Genomic DNA, 16,878 nt, shown 5'->3' with positions numbered 1-16,878 from the left:
ATGACAATGACGCTTAATAACGCATCGCAGCCTGTCGTGCTGCTGTTTTCCGGGCAAGGGAATCCAGTGATTGGGATGGGTAGCGATCTCTGGGATCTGAATTCAACGACGAAACAGATTTGGGATTGTGCCAGCGATATTTCTGGGCTTGATTTGCGCCGACTCTGCCTAAAGGGGCCGATGAACAGACTGATTCAGACTACAGTGCAACAGCTGGCCGTCACGGCAATTAACGTATCGCTGTATACCCTTTGCCGCGAGCGTTTTCCGGCGCTTCGGGTGACGGGAGCCTGTGGCCACAGCGTGGGGGAATACAGTGCGCTTTACGCTGCGGGTGCGATCTCGCTGGAGACGCTTTTCCGCACCCTCCATTTTCGCGCCAGCACCATGGATGCGGTCAGCAAAAGGCAGAAGGGCGCGATGATTGCGCTGAAGGGGGCGGATTTTGCCGCCCTGAGCAACATCATCACCCGCTACGGGTTTGAGCTGGATATTAGCTGTGATAATACCCCGCGTCAGCAAGTTATCGGCGGGACACCGGCTGCGCTTAGCGAGTTCGCTAAGGTGCTGGTGGACGAAGGCTATGAGCCGATTAAGCTCGGCGTCAGCGGCGCGTGGCACACGCGTTTGATGGAAGAGGGCGTACAGCTGATGCGCGATTTTCTCGCCGGACAGCCTTTCACCTCACCCGCGTACGACGTGCTGATGAACGTGACGGGCAAAATAGAAATCGTTTCGGAGGCCATTAAGGAAAACCTCTCGCTGCACCTGACCCACACGGTCAAATGGCGTGAATCCATGACGCGGTTTATCGAACAGCCAGGCAGCCCGCTGTTCCTGGAGATGAGTAACAAACCTTATCTTGGCCAAATGCTGAATGATTTCGTCGGTTTTAATGCCGAACGCGTTCTGCACTGTAGAAAAGCATTAGAGATGTAAAGGTCGAGATATGATTCCAGATTATTTAACGTTCATTCGCTTTCAGGATAAAAGGAACCTTCTTTTTATCTATATCGTGACGTTTGTGCTGCTGGGCTTTTACTGGAAAAATGCCGGGTTCTCCTTTACCCGACAGGATGTCTGGCTGGCGAGCGCTATTTTTGCGCTGATACTGTATAGCTTCACTGCCGACCTCAAGGCGTTCTGGGCGTACAAGTGCGTGGTTAAGAATGTCGACTTGTCCATTTTTCTCAAGAAAGAGGCCCGGCCGACGGCTCCGATTGTTTACGATCCTCTCGTTGCTATGGTTATCGCCACGCTGGTTTTCGCTGGCATTAGTGCACTGATGCTTACCCTGGCTCAGCCGGACATCGTGCTGCTGACGCTGACCATCGTTGCCCCGCTGATTATCTGGGGAATGTTCGCCGCGATGCGCACGATCTACATTCGACAGGTCATCGCATCGACAAGGGATAAAGGGAAATATAAGCGTTTGTCCCAGTATCTGGCCATCGCCATTACCCTGTCCATCGTGATGAACCTGCTGACAATAAGTCCCTTACGTAACAGTGAGCAATTTGAGCGCTATGGCCGGTACTTCACCCTCGAGTCCATCATTACCATGCTGGTGCTTTGTGCGGTGGTGCTGGCAATCAATCTTCTGTTTTTACGGTTCACGAAGCGATATATCTTTTTGGGGCACCTTTTCCTTAACGAGATCGATCTCTTTTTCTCTCCGGCGATCCCCTGGCGGGCTTTGTCTGAGAAACCGCTGTGGCTGAGGCTGGTGATGCTGTTGTGTGTGGAGTTTGCCTGGTCGGCGATTGTCGGATTGCTGCTTACCCTGCTCGGATGGAAGGTATGGTTTGAAGTGTACTTCCTGCTCAGCTACCTCCCTTGCCTGGCCTATTACGCTCTCCATACGTGGTGGAAATGGCATAACGATTTCATGATGTCGAGCGATATGTATCTGCGCTGGGCGGAGATCGATAAAGAAAACCCGCTGTGGTAAGACGTCAGAGGCAATAAAAAAGCCAGACCGTCATTACTGACGGTCTGGCTTTTTATCAGGTCGATACGATTCAGGTTATTCGCATCCAGGACAGCATCATCGCGGCGCTGGCAATAACATTTACGTTGGAAATGTATCCGTCATAGCGATTATTAATGGCGGAGAGCTGGTTGTTAAAGTGGTCGTTTTCAGCGGTCAAAACGTCAAGCAGCGTTCGTTTGCCCAGGTGATACCACTGCTGGTAGAACATCTGACGCACGCGGTCTGTTTCGCCTGAGAGACGATCGTAGTCATCGGCGCGCAGGAATGACGAATCACGGACCTGCACCTGATAGTTGATTTGATACTCCAGGTCGCGGTAACTCACCTCATACTGCTGCTGCGCGACGTTAGCTTTGGCGCGGGCCGTCATCTGAGCGGCACGCTGAGAGCCGCCGCTAAACGCTTCCCATTCGACGTTAAGGCCGGTATACCAGCCGCTTTCGTTGCCGTTGCTGTCTTTGGCTGTGCTTTTAGATACCACCCAGTTGACCTGCGGCAGCGCCGCGGCCTTAATGCTCTCCGCTTCATATTCCGCAGCGCGGACTTTTGCTTGCAGGTTCAGCATCATCGGGTTCTTATCCAGCGACGCAATGGCGACCGATGCCGGAATAATCGTATCCTGCCAGTTGAGATCGTCTGGTAGCGATGGCTCTGCGCCAAGCAGGCGCACCAGCTTAATTTTACTCGCGCTCAGCTGATGTTCGATATTGTCCATGCTCGCTTGTGCAGACATCAGTTTCGCTTTTGCCTGTACCAGTTCGCTCTCTCTGCCGCGGTCCGCCTGGGTAATTTGCGACAGCATATTAACCAGCTCTTTCATCCGACCAACGTAATGCTTCGCCACTATTCGGCTTTGCTCATAGCGGCTCATATTCATCAGTTCAGACACGGTGTTATAGGCCAGCTGCTCCCGGGAATACTCTTTTGAATAACGAGCGGCCTTGGCCGTCTCCAGCGAGTTATCCACCTGATTACCGATCCTGCCCCAGTCGATGATCGGGGTATTAACGGATACGGTTCCGCTGGAGTCGCTAAAATGCGTGTTGTTGGAAGAAGCCTGCCGATCTCCGCCCATCGTCGTCAACGGCGAGGTTACGCCCAGCCGCACCTGGGGCAAACGCTGGCCTTTGACCTGATCCACCATATAATCCGAGGCCAGAACCTCAGAGGAGGCTGCACGAAGTTCGGGGCTGTACGCCAGCGCTCTTGCGACCATGCTGCGAAGAAACTCCCGCGAATCACTGGTGCTGGTGCCGTTGAAGTTGCCTTGCACCATGCCGCTGGTGGCGCGACTATTTGCCGACGCGCTGTGGCGACGAACTGTGGCATAGGCCGGATCGGGCTCATAGTATTCGGTGACGGCCGGGAAGAAGTCGTAATTCTTTTTCAGTGCTGCCCTGTTACCCGCCGTGCTTTGCGGCTTCGACATTGGCGCTGCGGCCTGCTGTGCGGTGGCATAACGCTCAGGTTGCGGCGCGGAGAAGGCCCGAGTCGGCACGGCTTTGGACGTACTGGCATATTGCGACTGCGTGCGCATAGAAGGCAAGGATGTGGCAGGCGCGGCATTCTGAGAACGCGCGCGTGCTACCGGCTGCGTTTGCGATGCGCGGTTTAGTTCTGACTGCGTGCGCATAGGTGGCAGCGAGGCCGGGATGTTTTTGATCTGCGCCACGTCAGCCGCGTGAAGCGGGGTGACAAAAGAAGAGCAGGGCAAACAGAGTGCAACCGCGGCTGCAACCCTGGCCCAACGGCGCTCTTTACGTGCCTTAACCATAAAATTATCTCTCCCTGAATGCTTCACGCGCTTTCAGTATTGGTTTGAGGATGTAAGACAAAATGGTCTTCTCCCCGGTTCTGATTTCAACGTTTGCCACCATCCCCGGAATGATCGGGAACGCTTTATCTTTAACCTGTAGCGCCGCCCGGTTTGTACGGACAAAGACCCGGTAATAGGTCGAATCACCACGTCCCTGACGGGCTTTCTCTTCATCAATTAGCGTGTCTGAACTCAGGTGTTCGACGACGCCGGTCAGGCCGCCGTAAATGGCGTAGTCGTAGGCGGTAATTTTTACCGTCGCGGGAAGACCCGGATGAATAAATGCCACATCAGAGGGTTTAATTTTGGCTTCGACCAGCAGGTTATCTTCGAGCGGAATAATGGTCATGATCTCCGCTCCCTGCTGTATAACTCCGCCGCGCGTGGTCACGCGGATATTGTTTACCGTGCCGCGCACGGGGGCGACAACGGTTGTACGGTTCATCACGTCCTGACGTCCGCGCAGGATCTCCTCCGCCTGCGCCAGTTCAGATTCCAGACGGTTTAGCTCGCTGTTGGCATCAGAGCGGAAGCGGTTGGTCCGTTCGGCAATTTGCAGGCTGAACTCGTTGGCCTGACGCTTGAGGCGCAGGATCTCCACATCGGACATCAGCCCTTTGCGAGCCAGCGGCTCGGAAAGGCTGACCTCGTTTTGCGCCAGTGCCAGGCTGCGCTGCAATGCCTGTACGCTTTCATTCAGGGTTTTGAGGCGCGCGTTATAGGCCTGCGTCTCATCACGCACGATGGACTCAATTCCTGCAATTTCCGGCGGGAAGGTCAGGGGAGTGTCATAGGCTTCAGCCCTGAGACGAGCAATGCTGCCCTTCAGCCCCTGAACTTTTGAAAGCGATTCACCGTAGCTGGCGCCGGCACGCGTGGGGTCGATTTTCAGCAGGATTTGTCCTTTCTCGACAATATCGCCCTCCTGAACGTTCAGCTCCTCAAGAATGCCCCCCTCCAGGCTCTGAATAAGCTGCTCACGGCTGGCCGGGATGACTTTTCCATCGCCACGCGTAATCTCTTCAACGCGAGCGAAATGTGCCCACACCAGCGCGACGACGACAACCATCGTGATGGTATAGAGCATGATCATGCTGAAAGGGGTTTTCTGCGCGATCAGGGCGCCCTGCAGGTCATGCATGAATTTCAGATCGTCCGCTTTTACCTTTCCTGTCGGCTGCGGTTTTTGCACCGCCAGCGCTGTTTTTCCGGCGCCGCCCTCAATTTTTCTCAACGCCGTGGAGGAAGCTCCCGCTCCGCTATCGGCCTCTCCTTTTGAGGCGTTCTGATTCACATCGTCCTCGTTCATCATCCCTTCACACCTTGTTCCTGTTGCTTTTCTTCAACCGAATGCATCGTTTGTTTTTTCTTCAGCACGTTCTCATTCAGGCTTTCCATGACCCGATCTTTTGCCCCGTCTTTCACAACGTGCCCGTCTTCCAGCACAATCAGGCGTTCAACCAGACTGAGTACGGACATGCGATGCGTGACAATGATCAGCGTTTGCCCCTTTGTGGCCTCTTTTAACCGCCGCAGGAATAACGTCTCCGTCATCGCATCCATGGAGCTGGTCGGTTCATCCATCAGTAAAATCTTCGGCCTTAGCAACAGGCAGCGGGCCAGTGCAACGAGCTGCTTTTGTCCACCCGACAGGCAGTTCCCCATTTCACCAATGGGCATGTCAAAACCCAGCGGGTGTCTGGCTGCGACCTGATCCAGCCCGGTCAGGCGAACCACGCGCAGAAACTCTTCCGTGCTTACGCCCGGGTTGCCAATAATGATGTTATGACGCAGCGTGCCGTAAAAAAGACGGCAGTCTTGCCCGACATAGCCTACGGCCGCACGCCAGTCCGCCGGATCAACCTGGGTTGCATCAACGTCATCAATGAATATCTGCCCGCTGCTCTGCTGATACAGGCGCGCCATCACCCGCAGCAGGGTAGACTTCCCGCTGCCGATCCTGCCCAGAATCGCAATCTGCTCACCGGCTTCAATATTGATATTGATATTCTCGAGAATGCGCGGGGCTACCATCATTCCCGGCACTGGATAGGTGAACCCCACTTTGTGCAGGCGCATGCTGCCCGTGAAATTCGGCGTTGGTAGATAGGTAATTAAGGAATCGCGTTCAGTGGGGGTATCCATCAGCTGGTTAAGCGATTTCAGGGCCGTTTTGGCATGCTGATAACGCAACGCCAGCCCGACAACGGATGCCAGCGGGGCGAGAGAACGGCTGGAAAGGATCACTACGCCAATCATGGCGCCCATCGTGAGCTCGCCCGCGTGGATCAAATACACACCCAGCACAACAATACAGACCGTGGTAATTTGCTGAACGAAGGAGACAAAATTGGTTGTCAGCATGGAAAGGTTGCGGGTTTTCATGGAGGAAGCGGCAGCCAGCGCGCTGAAATCATCCCAGCGCTTTTGCATAACGCCTTCACCCTGCGCAGCTTTCAGGGCTTCAAGTCCCTCAATGCTTTCAATCAGCAGGCCTTGCTTGAGCGAAATCTCGCGAACGTTTTCTTCCATATAGCGACCCAGCGGCCACTGAATAACGATGCTGGCAATTAAAATGAGCGGCATTGCCACCAGGGGCACCACGGCAAGCGGACCGCCAATCATATAAATGATGAACATGAACAGCACGCAGAAGGGCAGGTCGGACAGCGTGGCGAGCGTCGCAGAGGTAATAAAATCCCGTACTGCCTCAAAATCGCGCAGCTGGTTAGCGAAGGTCCCGGAAGACTGTGGTTTATATTCCATGCGCATAGACATCACCTGGCGAAAAAGCTTCGCGCCCAGGATCAGGTCTGCCTTTTTCCCCGCGATATCGATCAGGTATGCGCGGATCTGGCGGCTGGAAAACTCAAATATATTGGCAATCACGACGCCAATAGCCAGCGACCAGAGGGTGACATAGGCCTGCGTCGGGATCACCCGGTCATAGACGTTCATCGTAAAGAAGGTGCCAGCCAGCGTAAGTATATTTGCCAGCAGTGCCGCCAGCGCAGCGCTGTAAAAATAGTGGCGGTAGCGCCACAGCGTAGAATAAAGCCAGTGACCTTCATTCTGCGCTTTCGGTAAGAGAAGATCGTCGGCACGCGCATCCAGACTGGGTTTTGGCGTGGTGACAAGGGCATAGCCGCCGTAAACTTCCAGCAAATCAGCCGCTGAAACGGTAAGTATTCCTTCGTTTTCAGGCACCACGATCTGATAGGTGAATTGTCCGCGTTTACCGTTACGCGCGGTAATAATGCAATACGTTCCATCTTTGCGGGCGATCAGCAGCGGAAAGAGCCAGGACGATATTGAATTAAGATCGCGTTTTACCCAGCCAGCAGATATCCCCATCTGGTCGAGCATACGCAAAGCCATTTCCGGCTCAAGCTTGTCGCTTTTCGGCAAGCCAGCGTAAAGAACTTCTTTGCTGGCATACTTAGCGTGATGTGCACAAAGCCATTCAACACCCCACAGAAGAGAATCTTTTCTGGGTTCTTCAATATTATTGAAATCGTGCTCTGAATTAACTTTTACGGTGGAAAGATGCGTATTCATTATCGAATCCAGACCTGTAGTTACGTTCCTTACTTTAAAAATAAAGTGAAGGCATGCTATTAAAATTGACCAAGAACATCCGTAAGTACGAAGTTTATGGCTGATGGTTATAGTGAAATTACAAGCGCTGGCAATATCGTAGTGTAAAGTTAGCCGTATATGTACACAATAAAGATAAACCACTGCATGATTAAGAATATTATATGTGGATTGATCCAGGTTTATGTTTTTTCAGGTTTTTTGAACTGAGGGTTAACTGGCGAGCCTTGAAATAGGTACGCCCAGCTTGTTCTCGATTCTTATCTTCATGGCGTAAATGTTTTTAACATTTGTAGCATTCTTCATGGCTATCTTTTTCGGGAGTTGTCCCTTATACAATTCAGAAAACAGGGCGTATTCATTTGCACTAAGTTTGGCTTTCTTCTCCGAAGGTCGCGTTATCTTGCCAAGGAACGACTGGCGAATTTTAAATTTTATATCATCAATAATATCATCATGAAAAATGACGGTGCTGATTATTGTTTCGCTTGTGTCGTTATAAAACCAGTAATGGGCAATCGCGGCCATCTTTTTATCAGTTATCAGGATCAGTCTTGCGTTTTTAAAACGATCTAACCAGCTGTTTGTTAAGAAAAAATTTATATTCTTATAGTTAAAATCAATGACTACAATGGGTTGAGAAATGATTTTAACCGTAATGTTGTTAAAGTATTGTAATATACCTTCTATCAAAAAAGAGTTATTTTCAGGCCAGATATAAAATTCAGAACCATTACACTCGCCCTGTTGTTCAGTACGAAAAGAAGGAAAAACACATTTATTCATACACCCATAGCAGCGCATAGTGTTGTCGTTGTGCTCAATATGTCTAATAGTAACGATATCCATGTGATAAAACTCTATGCGTTAAAATTATAAATGTTAAATCTACTATAATATATCAATATTTATATTAATAATGCATTAAGGAAAAAAACGAGTTGTGATGAGATAAAGCATCGTTTATCCAGGAATTTTCTACAGAAATTAATCCCCATCCGTGATTGTCGATTTTTTTACGCAATACCATTTAAGGCTAATTCACCAGGCGGGTGATAGAAACTCCCAGTTTGCGCTCAATTCTGTTTTTCATGGCATAGGTGTTTTTGACGCTAGTACCGTTCTGATACGCGATTTTTTTAGGTGTCCATCCATTGAACAAGAACGAAAACAGGCTGAATTCATTCTGGCTCAGTTTTGGCCTACTCCCGGATGGTTTGATCGTTTTTGCCAGGAACGTTTTCTTCAGTTTCGTGGCAACCTCCTCAGCGGAATCATCATAAAAGATAATAGAGCTGATGGTGGTCTCTAACGTATCGTTATAGAACCAGTAATGGGCAATCGCCGTCATCTTTTTGTCAGTGACGAGGATAAGGCGCATATTTTTGAATTGTTCGAGCCAGCTATCGTTCAGAAAATAGGTGATATTTTTATGGCTAAAATCAATAATCACGACTGGCTGAGAAATATATTTGTCGCTCACACATTCAAAATAGTGCCGGATACCTTCTACAAGGTAAGAATTGTTATCAGGCCAAATATAGCATTCAAGTCCTGTGCAGGTTTTACGAGCGCACGCTTCAGCGTCACCAAACAGGCATTTTTTCACACAACCATAGCAATGCATCGACGGCATGTGGCTCACCTGCTGACCATCATTATGAGATAAATAAATAGAGTTATTAGTGTGAAATAACATATTACACCTTATACGCGATGATTAAGCACGATATTAGTTTTGGACGAAGCATCAACCTCGTCGTTTGATGTGAGGCATCATACTGAATACCTGGTATAAGTCTTAATTAAATAGTCTGAACACACCTTTTCAGGCTGCATTTAAGATTTAAGTCTATATTTTTCAAGTGCTTACATGTTTTCTTAAATGGCCGATTTACGGGTTTTTGGGTTATTGTTCTTCTGTTTTGTTAATGGGTGGTTATTTGTTTTCACTTGGTAATGCTATTGCAATTAACATAATGTTAAACATTGAAGGACTAAACTTTATAAGGTTGGAATAGAATGTTTCGATAAAAAGAAAAGAGGGGGTGGGCGGGAACGTCAGATTCAGTGTGAATGTAAATATTGCTTATTTACCAGGTCGCGCATTAGGTTCTCGTACGACCTGGCTAAAGTAAACGACGATGTCCTTTATTTATTTTCTATGCTAAAACGATCGGCATCCTGCCAGGCCGGAAACTTCTCGCGATATTCCGTTAGCGCAGTTAACGAAAGCTCGGCGTCAATTCGCGTGGCCTGATGCGGCTCGGCTGTAGCAATAATTTCTCCCTGCGGGCTTATTACCCGGCTGTCGCCGCGATAATGGTGTCCGTTACCATCCGTGCCTACGCGGTTACATCCCACAATATAAGCCTGGTTTTCAATTGCCCGCGCCGTTAATAACGCCTGCCAGTGAAGTGAACGTGGCGCAGGCCAGTTGGCAACATACAGCGCCAGGTCATAATCGTTGCGGTTGCGCGACCACACCGGGAAGCGCAGGTCATAGCAGACCAGCGGCAGAATACGCCAGCCGCGCCATTCAAATACCACGCGTTCGCTTCCGGCTTCATAATGTTGATGTTCATCCGCCATGCGGAACAGGTGGCGCTTATCGTAGAAATGCACCTTTCCCTCTGGCTCGACCAGCAGGAAGCGGTTAACCGGCCCGCGTTCGGTCTGGAGGGCGACGCTACCGGCAATCAGCGCGTTTGTCTCCTGCGCTTTGGCGTGCATCCAGGCCACAACCTCGTCCTGCGGCATCGACTGTTTTGCAGCCTCCATCGCAAAACCCGTGGTGAACATCTCCGGCAGGACAATCACATCGCGACCGCTAATCTCTTCGAGCTGGCGATCGAAATGGCGAAGGTTGGCTGGACCGTCCATCCAAACTAAAGGCTGCTGCAAAACAGAAATCTTCAAACCAGGCACGATACCGACTCCTTAAAAGATCGCTTTTTGACACTGTAGCACGTCATTACGAGAAAATGTGGCATTAAAAAACCCCGCACGGAGCGGGGTTGATGGACGCTGAACGTCTTATGCGGCTTCAGGTTTGCGGTGCTTCTCCGGCAGCTTTACCGGCTGTGTCGCCAGCTCTTCTGGTTCGAAATCATCCACGTTAATACTGCGCAGACGGCTCTCTTCGGCTTTCACCAGAATCGCAGCTTCGCTGTTGTCGATGATGCCACCCGCCAGCGCCTGTTTTGCCAGCTCATCCAGTCGTGTAAACGGCAGATTTTTGCCCAGCTGTTTGCAGATCTTCTGGTGAATCGGGTCGGCGGCCATCACGTCAAGCAGCGCCTCTTCCAGCAAACCTACCGGGTTATGCGGGGTAGGTGCCAGATATTGACCCCGACCAATACGAGAGCGGGTTGCGCTCGGTACCTGGAGGATCTTCGCTACCTTGTGATCCAGCTTGTCGGACGGCGCCAGGTGATGACGACCGGTCGGGAAGATCACGACGCGCAGGGCACCTGCCACGAAGCGGTTCGGGAAGTTCGCCAGCAGATCGTCAATTGCCTGTTCGGCCTGATACATCGCATCCTGCACGCCCCAGTGCACCAGCGGCAGATCCGCTTCCTGACGGCCTTCATCGTCGTAGCGTTTCAGCACCGCAGAGGCCAGGAAGATCTGGCTCAGCACATCACCCAGACGGGCGGAGATGCGCTCGCGACGCTTCAGGCTACCGCCCAGCACCGCCATGGAAACGTCAGACAGCAGAGCCAGGTTGGCGCTCAGACGGTTAAGGTGCTGGTAGTAACGTTTGGTCGCATCACCGGTTGGCGTCGCGCTGGTCAGCCCGCGCGTCAGGCCCAGCCAGAAGCTGCGCACCTTGTTACTGCCGACGTGACCGATATGTTTGAACAGCAGCTTGTCGAAGGCATCCACATCATTATTCTGAGCGGCAGCCATCTCTTCCAGCACGTACGGATGGCAGCGAATGGCGCCCTGACCGAAGATCATCATGCTGCGGGTCAGGATGTTTGCCCCTTCAACAGTGATGGCAATCGGAGCGCCCTGATAGCTGCGTGCCAGGAAGTTGCCTTCACCGAGCATGATCCCTTTACCGCCTGCGATATCCATTGCATCAATAATTGACTGCTGTGCACGGTGGGTACAGTGGTATTTCACAATTGCCGACAGCACGGCGGGTTTTTCGCCCAGCATAATTCCGTAGGTAATCAGCGAGGCTGCGGCGTCCATCACGTATGCATTGCCCGCAATACGCGCCAGCGGCTCTTCGATACCTTCCATCTTGCCGATGGAGATTTTGAACTGACGGCGGATATGCGCGTAAGCCCCAATCCCCATCGCCACCGATTTCAGACCGCCGGTTGAGTTCGACGGCAGGGTAATGCCGCGGCCCACAGACAGACATTCTACCAGCATACGCCAGCCCTGACCGGCCATTTTCGGGCCACCGATGATGTAATCAATCGGGACAAAGATATCCTGACCGCGGGTAGGACCGTTCTGGAACGGTACGTTCAGCGGGAAGTGACGGCGACCAATCTCAACACCTGGGGTCGAGGTTGGGATCAGCGCACAGGTAATGCCCAGATCTTCTTCACCGCCCAGCAGTTTTTCCGGGTCAGAGAGTTTGAACGCCAGGCCCAGCACCGTGGCGATAGGCGCGAGGGTGATATAACGTTTGTTCCAGGTCAGGCGCATGCCCAGCACCTGCTGGCCCTGCCACTCGCCCATGCAAACCACGCCGGTATCGGGGATCGCGCCGGCATCAGAGCCCGCCTCCGGGCTGGTCAGCGCGAAGCACGGAATTTCCTGGCCACGCGCCAGACGCGGCAGGTAGTGATCTTTCTGCTCTTCTGTACCGTAATGCTGTAACAGCTCGCCCGGGCCTAAGGAGTTTGGCACGCCAACGGTAATCGCCAGGATCCCGGAGACACCCGCCAGTTTTTGCAGCACGCGAGCCTGAGCGTAAGCGGAGAATTCCAGACCGCCATACTCTTTCTTAATGATCATCGCGAAGAAGCGATGCTCTTTCAGGTATGCCCACAGCTCAGGCGGCAGGTCGGCCATTTCGTGAGTGATGGCAAAGTCGTTTGCCATGCGGCACGCTTCTTCTACCGGACCATCAATAAAGGCCTGTTCTTCGGCGGTCAGACGCGGCTGTGGATAGTTGTGAAGCTTTTTCCAGTCCGGGTTGCCCTGGAACAGATCGCCTTCCCACCAGGTCGTACCGGCGTCAATCGCTTCTTTCTCTGTACGCGACATCGGCGGCATCACTTTACGGAATCCCCTGAACACCGGCACAGAGATCATCGACTTACGCATCGGCGTCAGGTTAAACGGCAGTAAAATGATGGCCAGGGGAACAAGAACCCAGATATTCCACAGGCCAGCGACGCCAAGTGCAGCCGTCCAGGCCAGAAGAATCAGGCTACTCAGGAATAAACTAACACGGTGATAGAACAACACACCGAGCAGTACAACGGTTGCGAGAATGCTCAAAATCATCATAAAGAAAAGCTCCCTTGCTTGTAGGAGGTCTGACCACTTGTGATGATATGGTTGTAGTTGATGTCATTTCCTTTAGCAATGTGTTTACAAAATAATTACAACCTGGTTCACATTGTTCGCGTTTTAGCCGGCACAAAAAATCAAAACGCCGGACGATTCGCATGGCTTTAGCTTCTCGCTTTTACTGCTATCCGGTACACTCCACTGTGTTATTTCATCAATACTGAAGGATTATCCTCATGTACCAGGATCTTATTCGTAACGAACTGAACGAAGCGGCGGAAACGCTGGCGAACTTTCTGAAAGATGATGCCAATATTCACGCTATTCAGCGCGCGGCGGTCCTGCTTGCCGACAGCTTCAAAGCCGGCGGTAAAGTGCTCTCCTGCGGTAACGGCGGTTCCCACTGTGACGCCATGCACTTCGCCGAGGAGCTGACCGGACGCTATCGCGAAAACCGTCCGGGCTACCCGGCGATTGCGATTTCCGACGTGAGCCACATCTCCTGTGTAGGCAACGACTTTGGTTACGACCACATCTTTTCCCGCTACGTTGAAGCCGTAGGCCGTGAAGGCGATGTGCTTCTCGGTATCTCCACGTCCGGTAACTCCGCTAACGTGATCAAAGCGATCGCCGCCGCGCGTGAGAAGGGCATGAAAGTGATCACCCTGACCGGGAAAGATGGCGGTAAGATGGACGGTACAGCGGACATTGAAATCCGCGTTCCACACTTCGGTTATGCCGATCGCGTTCAGGAAATTCACATCAAAGTGATCCACATCCTGATCCAATTGATCGAAAAAGAGATGGTTAAGTAAGACTTCGCTGGGGGGCGCCGGTGCCCCCCGCTGTTGTGGAGGTGATCTATGTGCGAACTGCTCGGGATGAGCGCCAATGTGCCAACCGATATCTGCTTTAGTTTTACCGGGCTGGTTCAGCGCGGTGGAGGAACCGGGCCGCATAAAGACGGCTGGGGCATTACCTTCTACGAAGGCAAAGGATGCCGCACGTTTAAAGATCCACAGCCCAGCTTTAACTCACCCATTGCCAGACTGGTGCAGGACTATCCTATTAAATCCTGTTCGGTGATCGCGCATATTCGCCAGGCCAATCGCGGCGAAGTGGCGCTGGAAAATACCCATCCGTTTACCCGTGAACTGTGGGGCCGTAACTGGACCTACGCGCACAACGGGCAGCTCTCGGGCTATAAATCACTGGAAACCGGCAATTTTCGTCCTGTCGGTGAAACGGACAGCGAAAAAGCATTTTGCTGGCTGCTGCACAAGCTGACCGAGCGCTACCCCCGTACGCCCGGCAACATGACCGCCGTTTTTAAATACATAGCGTCACTGGCGTCTGAGTTACGCGAGAAGGGCGTCTTTAATATGCTGCTGTCTGACGGGCGCTACGTGATGGCGTTCTGCTCGACAAATCTGTTCTGGATCACCCGACGTGCGCCGTTTGGCGTCGCCACGCTGCTCGATCAGGATGTGGAAATTGATTTTCAGAAGGAGACCACACCGAACGATGTGGTCACTGTCATTGCAACGCAGCCGCTGACGGGCAACGAAACCTGGCAAAAGATCATGCCAGGCGAGTGGGCGCTATTTTGTCTCGGGGACCGCGTAATTTGACGCCAGCTGCGGCTGAACCACTTCATGGCTGAGCGGTTTACTCACCACGTAACGGCCATTGACGATGGACACCACCGGCGGCTTATGGGTCTGCTCGAAGTAGTCATAGCCCGGTTTTAGCTGTTTCCAGAAATCTGTGTAAACAGAGTACTTATGGCGTGCCATGTTCGCATCCGTCATACGGAACGGATAGATGCTGACCTGAACATTCGGCTGACCGAAGACCAGTGCGCCCGTGACAAACTGGAAGATTTCATCAATGCCGGAATCCGTCATCGCATAACAGCCGACAGACACGCAGGCGCCGTGGATCATCAGGTATTTCCCTTCGTAACCGTGCGCACGGTCGAAGGCATTGGGGAAACCGATGTTAATCGCTTTATAGAAGCGGCTGTCCGGTTTTAGCTGGTTACGCTGAACGTTGTAAAACCCTTCCGGACTTTTGAAGTCACCCTGCCGCTGTTTCGGCCCCAGCCCGCCAGAATAGTTACAGATTTTGTAGCTATCGAGCAGCTGATAAGTCTCGCCCATTTTGACAAACAGATCGAGTGTGCGCTCTTCCTTGAAGATTTGAATATAAACCGGGGATCCCATCAACTGCTGTTTATACTCTTTACTGATCGGCGTCGTTGAACTATTACTGCCAAGCAGCCCGGCAAACGACATGCACGGTATCAGAAGCATCGCAATGAACAATGCGATTTTACGCATACTACTGGTTCCTTGATAAAACAATGACCAACTTGCCAGAACGGCAAAAGACACCCGAAATCAGACTAATCTGGACAGGAGCGCTCACATTAGCACCGATGGAGATTTTCGCAAGAGCCAACCTTTGCGTTTACAAATTAGTTTTACTTTATAACCCATTCACATTGTCCTGACTCCAGGAACTTTGCGCAATAGCTCGCATTTCGGCGCGCCAGACGGCGGATTTGCTGCCCCTGGCAGGGCCGAAAATGGTACACTCCGGCCTCTCTGGATTGTTGTTCATGGATACCTGCTAACCACATGTTTAGAATCAGAAAAGGACTCGATCTGCCAATCTCTGGCGTGCCTGAACAGCACGTTACCACCGGCGCCAGTATTCATCATGTCGCCATTGTAGGTGATGATTACGTGGGCATGCGTCCTGCGATGCTGGTACAGGAAGGCGATCGCGTAATAAAAGGCCAGGCACTCTTCGAGGATAAAAAAAATCCTGGCGTTATGTTTACAGCCCCAGCCAGCGGCACCGTTGTTGCCATCCATCGTGGTGAGCGTCGCGTCCTGCAATCGGTTGTTATTCAAATTGAAGGTGATGAGAAACGCGAATTTGCGCGTTTTGACGCCGCCGATCTCGCCACCCTCAGCCACGACGTGGTGCAGACGCAACTGCTGGAGTCGGGACTGTGGACGGCGCTTCGCACGCGGCCCTATAGCAAAACGCCCGTGCCAGGCACTGTGCCGGCCGCTATCTTCGTTACGGCCATCGACACCAACCCGCTCAGCGCAGATCCGCAGCCTCTTATCCTGGCGGAACGAAAAGCTTTCGATGCCGGCCTCACCGTGTTAACACGCCTGACGCCGGGCAAAGTGCATGTCTGCCAGGCCAGCGGCGGTAAGCTGGGCGGTCATCCGCAAGGGCAGGTGGCCTTTAATGAATTTGCCGGCCCGCATCCGGCGGGGCTGGTGGGAACGCATATTCATTTCCTGGAGCCGGTAAGCCTGACGAAACAGGTCTGGCATCTTAATTATCAGGACGTGATCGCTATCGGTAAGCTGTTCACCACGGGTGAGCTGTGCGCAGAACGCATTATTGCCATCGGCGGCCCTCAGGCAACCCAACCGCGTCTGGTTCGCACGCTGCTTGGGGCTGACCTGACGGCGCTGTTGGCTGGCGAAACGAAAGAGGGTGAAAACCGTATTATTTCCGGTTCGGTGCTGAGCGGCAGGCACGCGACAGGCCCGATGGCCTGGCTGGGTCGTTTCCATCTTCAGGTGAGTGTGGTGCTTGAAGGACGCGATAAAGAGCTGTTCGGCTGGGTACTGCCTGGCGCAGAAAAATACTCGGTAACCCGCACCACGCTCGGCCACTTCCTGCGTCATAAGCTGTTTAACTTCTCCACCAGCACCAACGGCGGTGAGCGCGCCATGGTTCCGATTGGCAACTACGAACGCGTGATGCCGCTGGATATTCTGCCCACCGTGCTGCTGCGGGATCTCCTGGCCGGTGATACCGACGGTGCCCAGGCGCTGGGCTGTCTGGAGCTGGACGAAGAAGATCTGGCGCTGTGTACCTATGTGTGTCCAGGTAAATACGAATATGGACCCGTATTGCGCGAGGTGTTAACCCGCATTGAGCAGGAAGGATAAAC

Annotated in this window: 13 protein-coding genes; 5 read left to right on the top strand and 8 right to left on the bottom strand. The window is 52.4% G+C overall.

Going from position 1 to position 16,878, the window contains the following annotated elements; all coding sequences use genetic code 11:
- Positions 1–6: 6 nt before the first annotated feature.
- A complete protein-coding gene (locus tag SK53_RS11145; RefSeq protein WP_048209338.1) occupies positions 7–939 on the top strand; it encodes an ACP S-malonyltransferase in 933 nt (310 codons plus the stop codon).
- Between the two features lie 10 nt (positions 940–949).
- On the top strand, positions 950–1,951 hold the full coding sequence (locus SK53_RS11140) for a hypothetical protein (protein ID WP_023324195.1): 1,002 nt from the start codon (positions 950–952) through the stop codon (positions 1,949–1,951).
- Positions 1,952–2,021: 70 nt separating this feature from the next.
- On the opposite strand, the gene SK53_RS11135 is transcribed toward SK53_RS11140, so the two are convergent.
- The 7 genes from SK53_RS11135 to fadE all read right to left on the bottom strand — a co-directional run bounded on the left by SK53_RS11135 (position 2,022) and on the right by fadE (position 12,887).
- Complete coding sequence (locus SK53_RS11135; protein WP_048209336.1) at positions 2,022–3,767, bottom strand: TolC family protein; 1,746 nt, start codon at positions 3,765–3,767, stop codon at positions 2,022–2,024.
- A gap of 4 nt (positions 3,768–3,771) precedes the next feature.
- A complete protein-coding gene (locus SK53_RS11130; RefSeq protein ID WP_023315467.1) occupies positions 3,772–5,121 on the bottom strand; it encodes an HlyD family type I secretion periplasmic adaptor subunit in 1,350 nt (449 codons plus the stop codon).
- Positions 5,118–7,367 (bottom strand): type I secretion system permease/ATPase, encoded by a 2,250-nt coding sequence (locus SK53_RS11125; RefSeq protein ID WP_023315468.1) that lies wholly within the window; start codon positions 7,365–7,367, stop codon positions 5,118–5,120. The genes SK53_RS11130 and SK53_RS11125 overlap by 4 nt, the downstream gene beginning before the upstream one ends.
- 252 nt (positions 7,368–7,619) lie before the next feature.
- Positions 7,620–8,255 (bottom strand): hypothetical protein, encoded by a 636-nt coding sequence (locus tag SK53_RS11120; RefSeq protein WP_023324197.1) that lies wholly within the window; start codon positions 8,253–8,255, stop codon positions 7,620–7,622.
- A gap of 187 nt (positions 8,256–8,442) precedes the next feature.
- Positions 8,443–9,042 (bottom strand): helix-turn-helix transcriptional regulator, encoded by a 600-nt coding sequence (locus SK53_RS11115; RefSeq protein WP_242637234.1) that lies wholly within the window; start codon positions 9,040–9,042, stop codon positions 8,443–8,445.
- 515 nt (positions 9,043–9,557) lie between these two features.
- Complete coding sequence (locus tag SK53_RS11110) at positions 9,558–10,334, bottom strand: amidohydrolase (RefSeq protein WP_023324198.1); 777 nt, start codon at positions 10,332–10,334, stop codon at positions 9,558–9,560.
- A 108-nt stretch (positions 10,335–10,442) separates the two neighbouring features.
- Complete coding sequence (fadE, locus tag SK53_RS11105) at positions 10,443–12,887, bottom strand: acyl-CoA dehydrogenase FadE (RefSeq protein WP_023315472.1); 2,445 nt, start codon at positions 12,885–12,887, stop codon at positions 10,443–10,445.
- A 239-nt stretch (positions 12,888–13,126) separates the two neighbouring features.
- Here fadE and lpcA point away from each other — a divergent pair, with 239 nt between their 5' ends.
- Together lpcA and SK53_RS11095 are read left to right on the top strand one after the other, a co-directional pair.
- The gene (gene lpcA / locus SK53_RS11100; protein ID WP_003863232.1) at positions 13,127–13,705 is read left to right on the top strand and encodes a D-sedoheptulose 7-phosphate isomerase; all 579 of its coding nucleotides are present in this window, start codon (positions 13,127–13,129) and stop codon (positions 13,703–13,705) included.
- A gap of 48 nt (positions 13,706–13,753) precedes the next feature.
- Complete coding sequence (locus SK53_RS11095; protein ID WP_017383120.1) at positions 13,754–14,521, top strand: class II glutamine amidotransferase; 768 nt, start codon at positions 13,754–13,756, stop codon at positions 14,519–14,521.
- On the opposite strand, the gene dpaA is transcribed toward SK53_RS11095, so the two are convergent.
- The gene (gene dpaA, locus SK53_RS11090; protein WP_023315473.1) at positions 14,492–15,232 is read right to left on the bottom strand and encodes a peptidoglycan meso-diaminopimelic acid protein amidase; all 741 of its coding nucleotides are present in this window, start codon (positions 15,230–15,232) and stop codon (positions 14,492–14,494) included. The two genes, SK53_RS11095 and dpaA, sit on opposite strands and share 30 nt — an antisense overlap.
- A gap of 300 nt (positions 15,233–15,532) precedes the next feature.
- On the opposite strand from dpaA, the gene SK53_RS11085 reads away from it, so the two are divergent.
- Positions 15,533–16,876, top strand: a complete 1,344-nt coding sequence (locus SK53_RS11085; protein WP_023315474.1) for a Na(+)-translocating NADH-quinone reductase subunit A — start codon at positions 15,533–15,535, stop codon at positions 16,874–16,876.
- The last annotated feature ends 2 nt before the right edge of the window (positions 16,877–16,878 follow it).

It is taken from the genome of Enterobacter sp. MGH119 (assembly GCF_001037675.1).
Taxonomy (GTDB): domain Bacteria; phylum Pseudomonadota; class Gammaproteobacteria; order Enterobacterales; family Enterobacteriaceae; genus Enterobacter; species Enterobacter hormaechei_C.
The sequence above is the reverse complement of the archived record's forward strand: the minus strand, read 5'-3'. Positions and strand labels throughout refer to the sequence as shown.

Coding starts and splice junctions, on each gene's coding strand:
- SK53_RS11145 (WP_048209338.1), top strand. CDS start 7: ATGACGCTTAATAACGCATCGCAGCCTGTCGTGCTGCTGTTTTCCGGG.
- SK53_RS11140 (WP_023324195.1), top strand. CDS start 950: ATGATTCCAGATTATTTAACGTTCATTCGCTTTCAGGATAAAAGGAAC.
- SK53_RS11135 (WP_048209336.1), bottom strand. CDS start 3,767: ATGGTTAAGGCACGTAAAGAGCGCCGTTGGGCCAGGGTTGCAGCCGCG.
- SK53_RS11130 (WP_023315467.1), bottom strand. CDS start 5,121: ATGATGAACGAGGACGATGTGAATCAGAACGCCTCAAAAGGAGAGGCC.
- SK53_RS11125 (WP_023315468.1), bottom strand. CDS start 7,367: ATGAATACGCATCTTTCCACCGTAAAAGTTAATTCAGAGCACGATTTC.
- SK53_RS11120 (WP_023324197.1), bottom strand. CDS start 8,255: ATGGATATCGTTACTATTAGACATATTGAGCACAACGACAACACTATG.
- SK53_RS11115 (WP_242637234.1), bottom strand. CDS start 9,042: ATGCCGTCGATGCATTGCTATGGTTGTGTGAAAAAATGCCTGTTTGGT.
- fadE (WP_023315472.1), bottom strand. CDS start 12,887: ATGATGATTTTGAGCATTCTCGCAACCGTTGTACTGCTCGGTGTGTTG.
- lpcA (WP_003863232.1), top strand. CDS start 13,127: ATGTACCAGGATCTTATTCGTAACGAACTGAACGAAGCGGCGGAAACG.
- SK53_RS11095 (WP_017383120.1), top strand. CDS start 13,754: ATGTGCGAACTGCTCGGGATGAGCGCCAATGTGCCAACCGATATCTGC.
- dpaA (WP_023315473.1), bottom strand. CDS start 15,232: ATGCGTAAAATCGCATTGTTCATTGCGATGCTTCTGATACCGTGCATG.
- SK53_RS11085 (WP_023315474.1), top strand. CDS start 15,533: ATGTTTAGAATCAGAAAAGGACTCGATCTGCCAATCTCTGGCGTGCCT.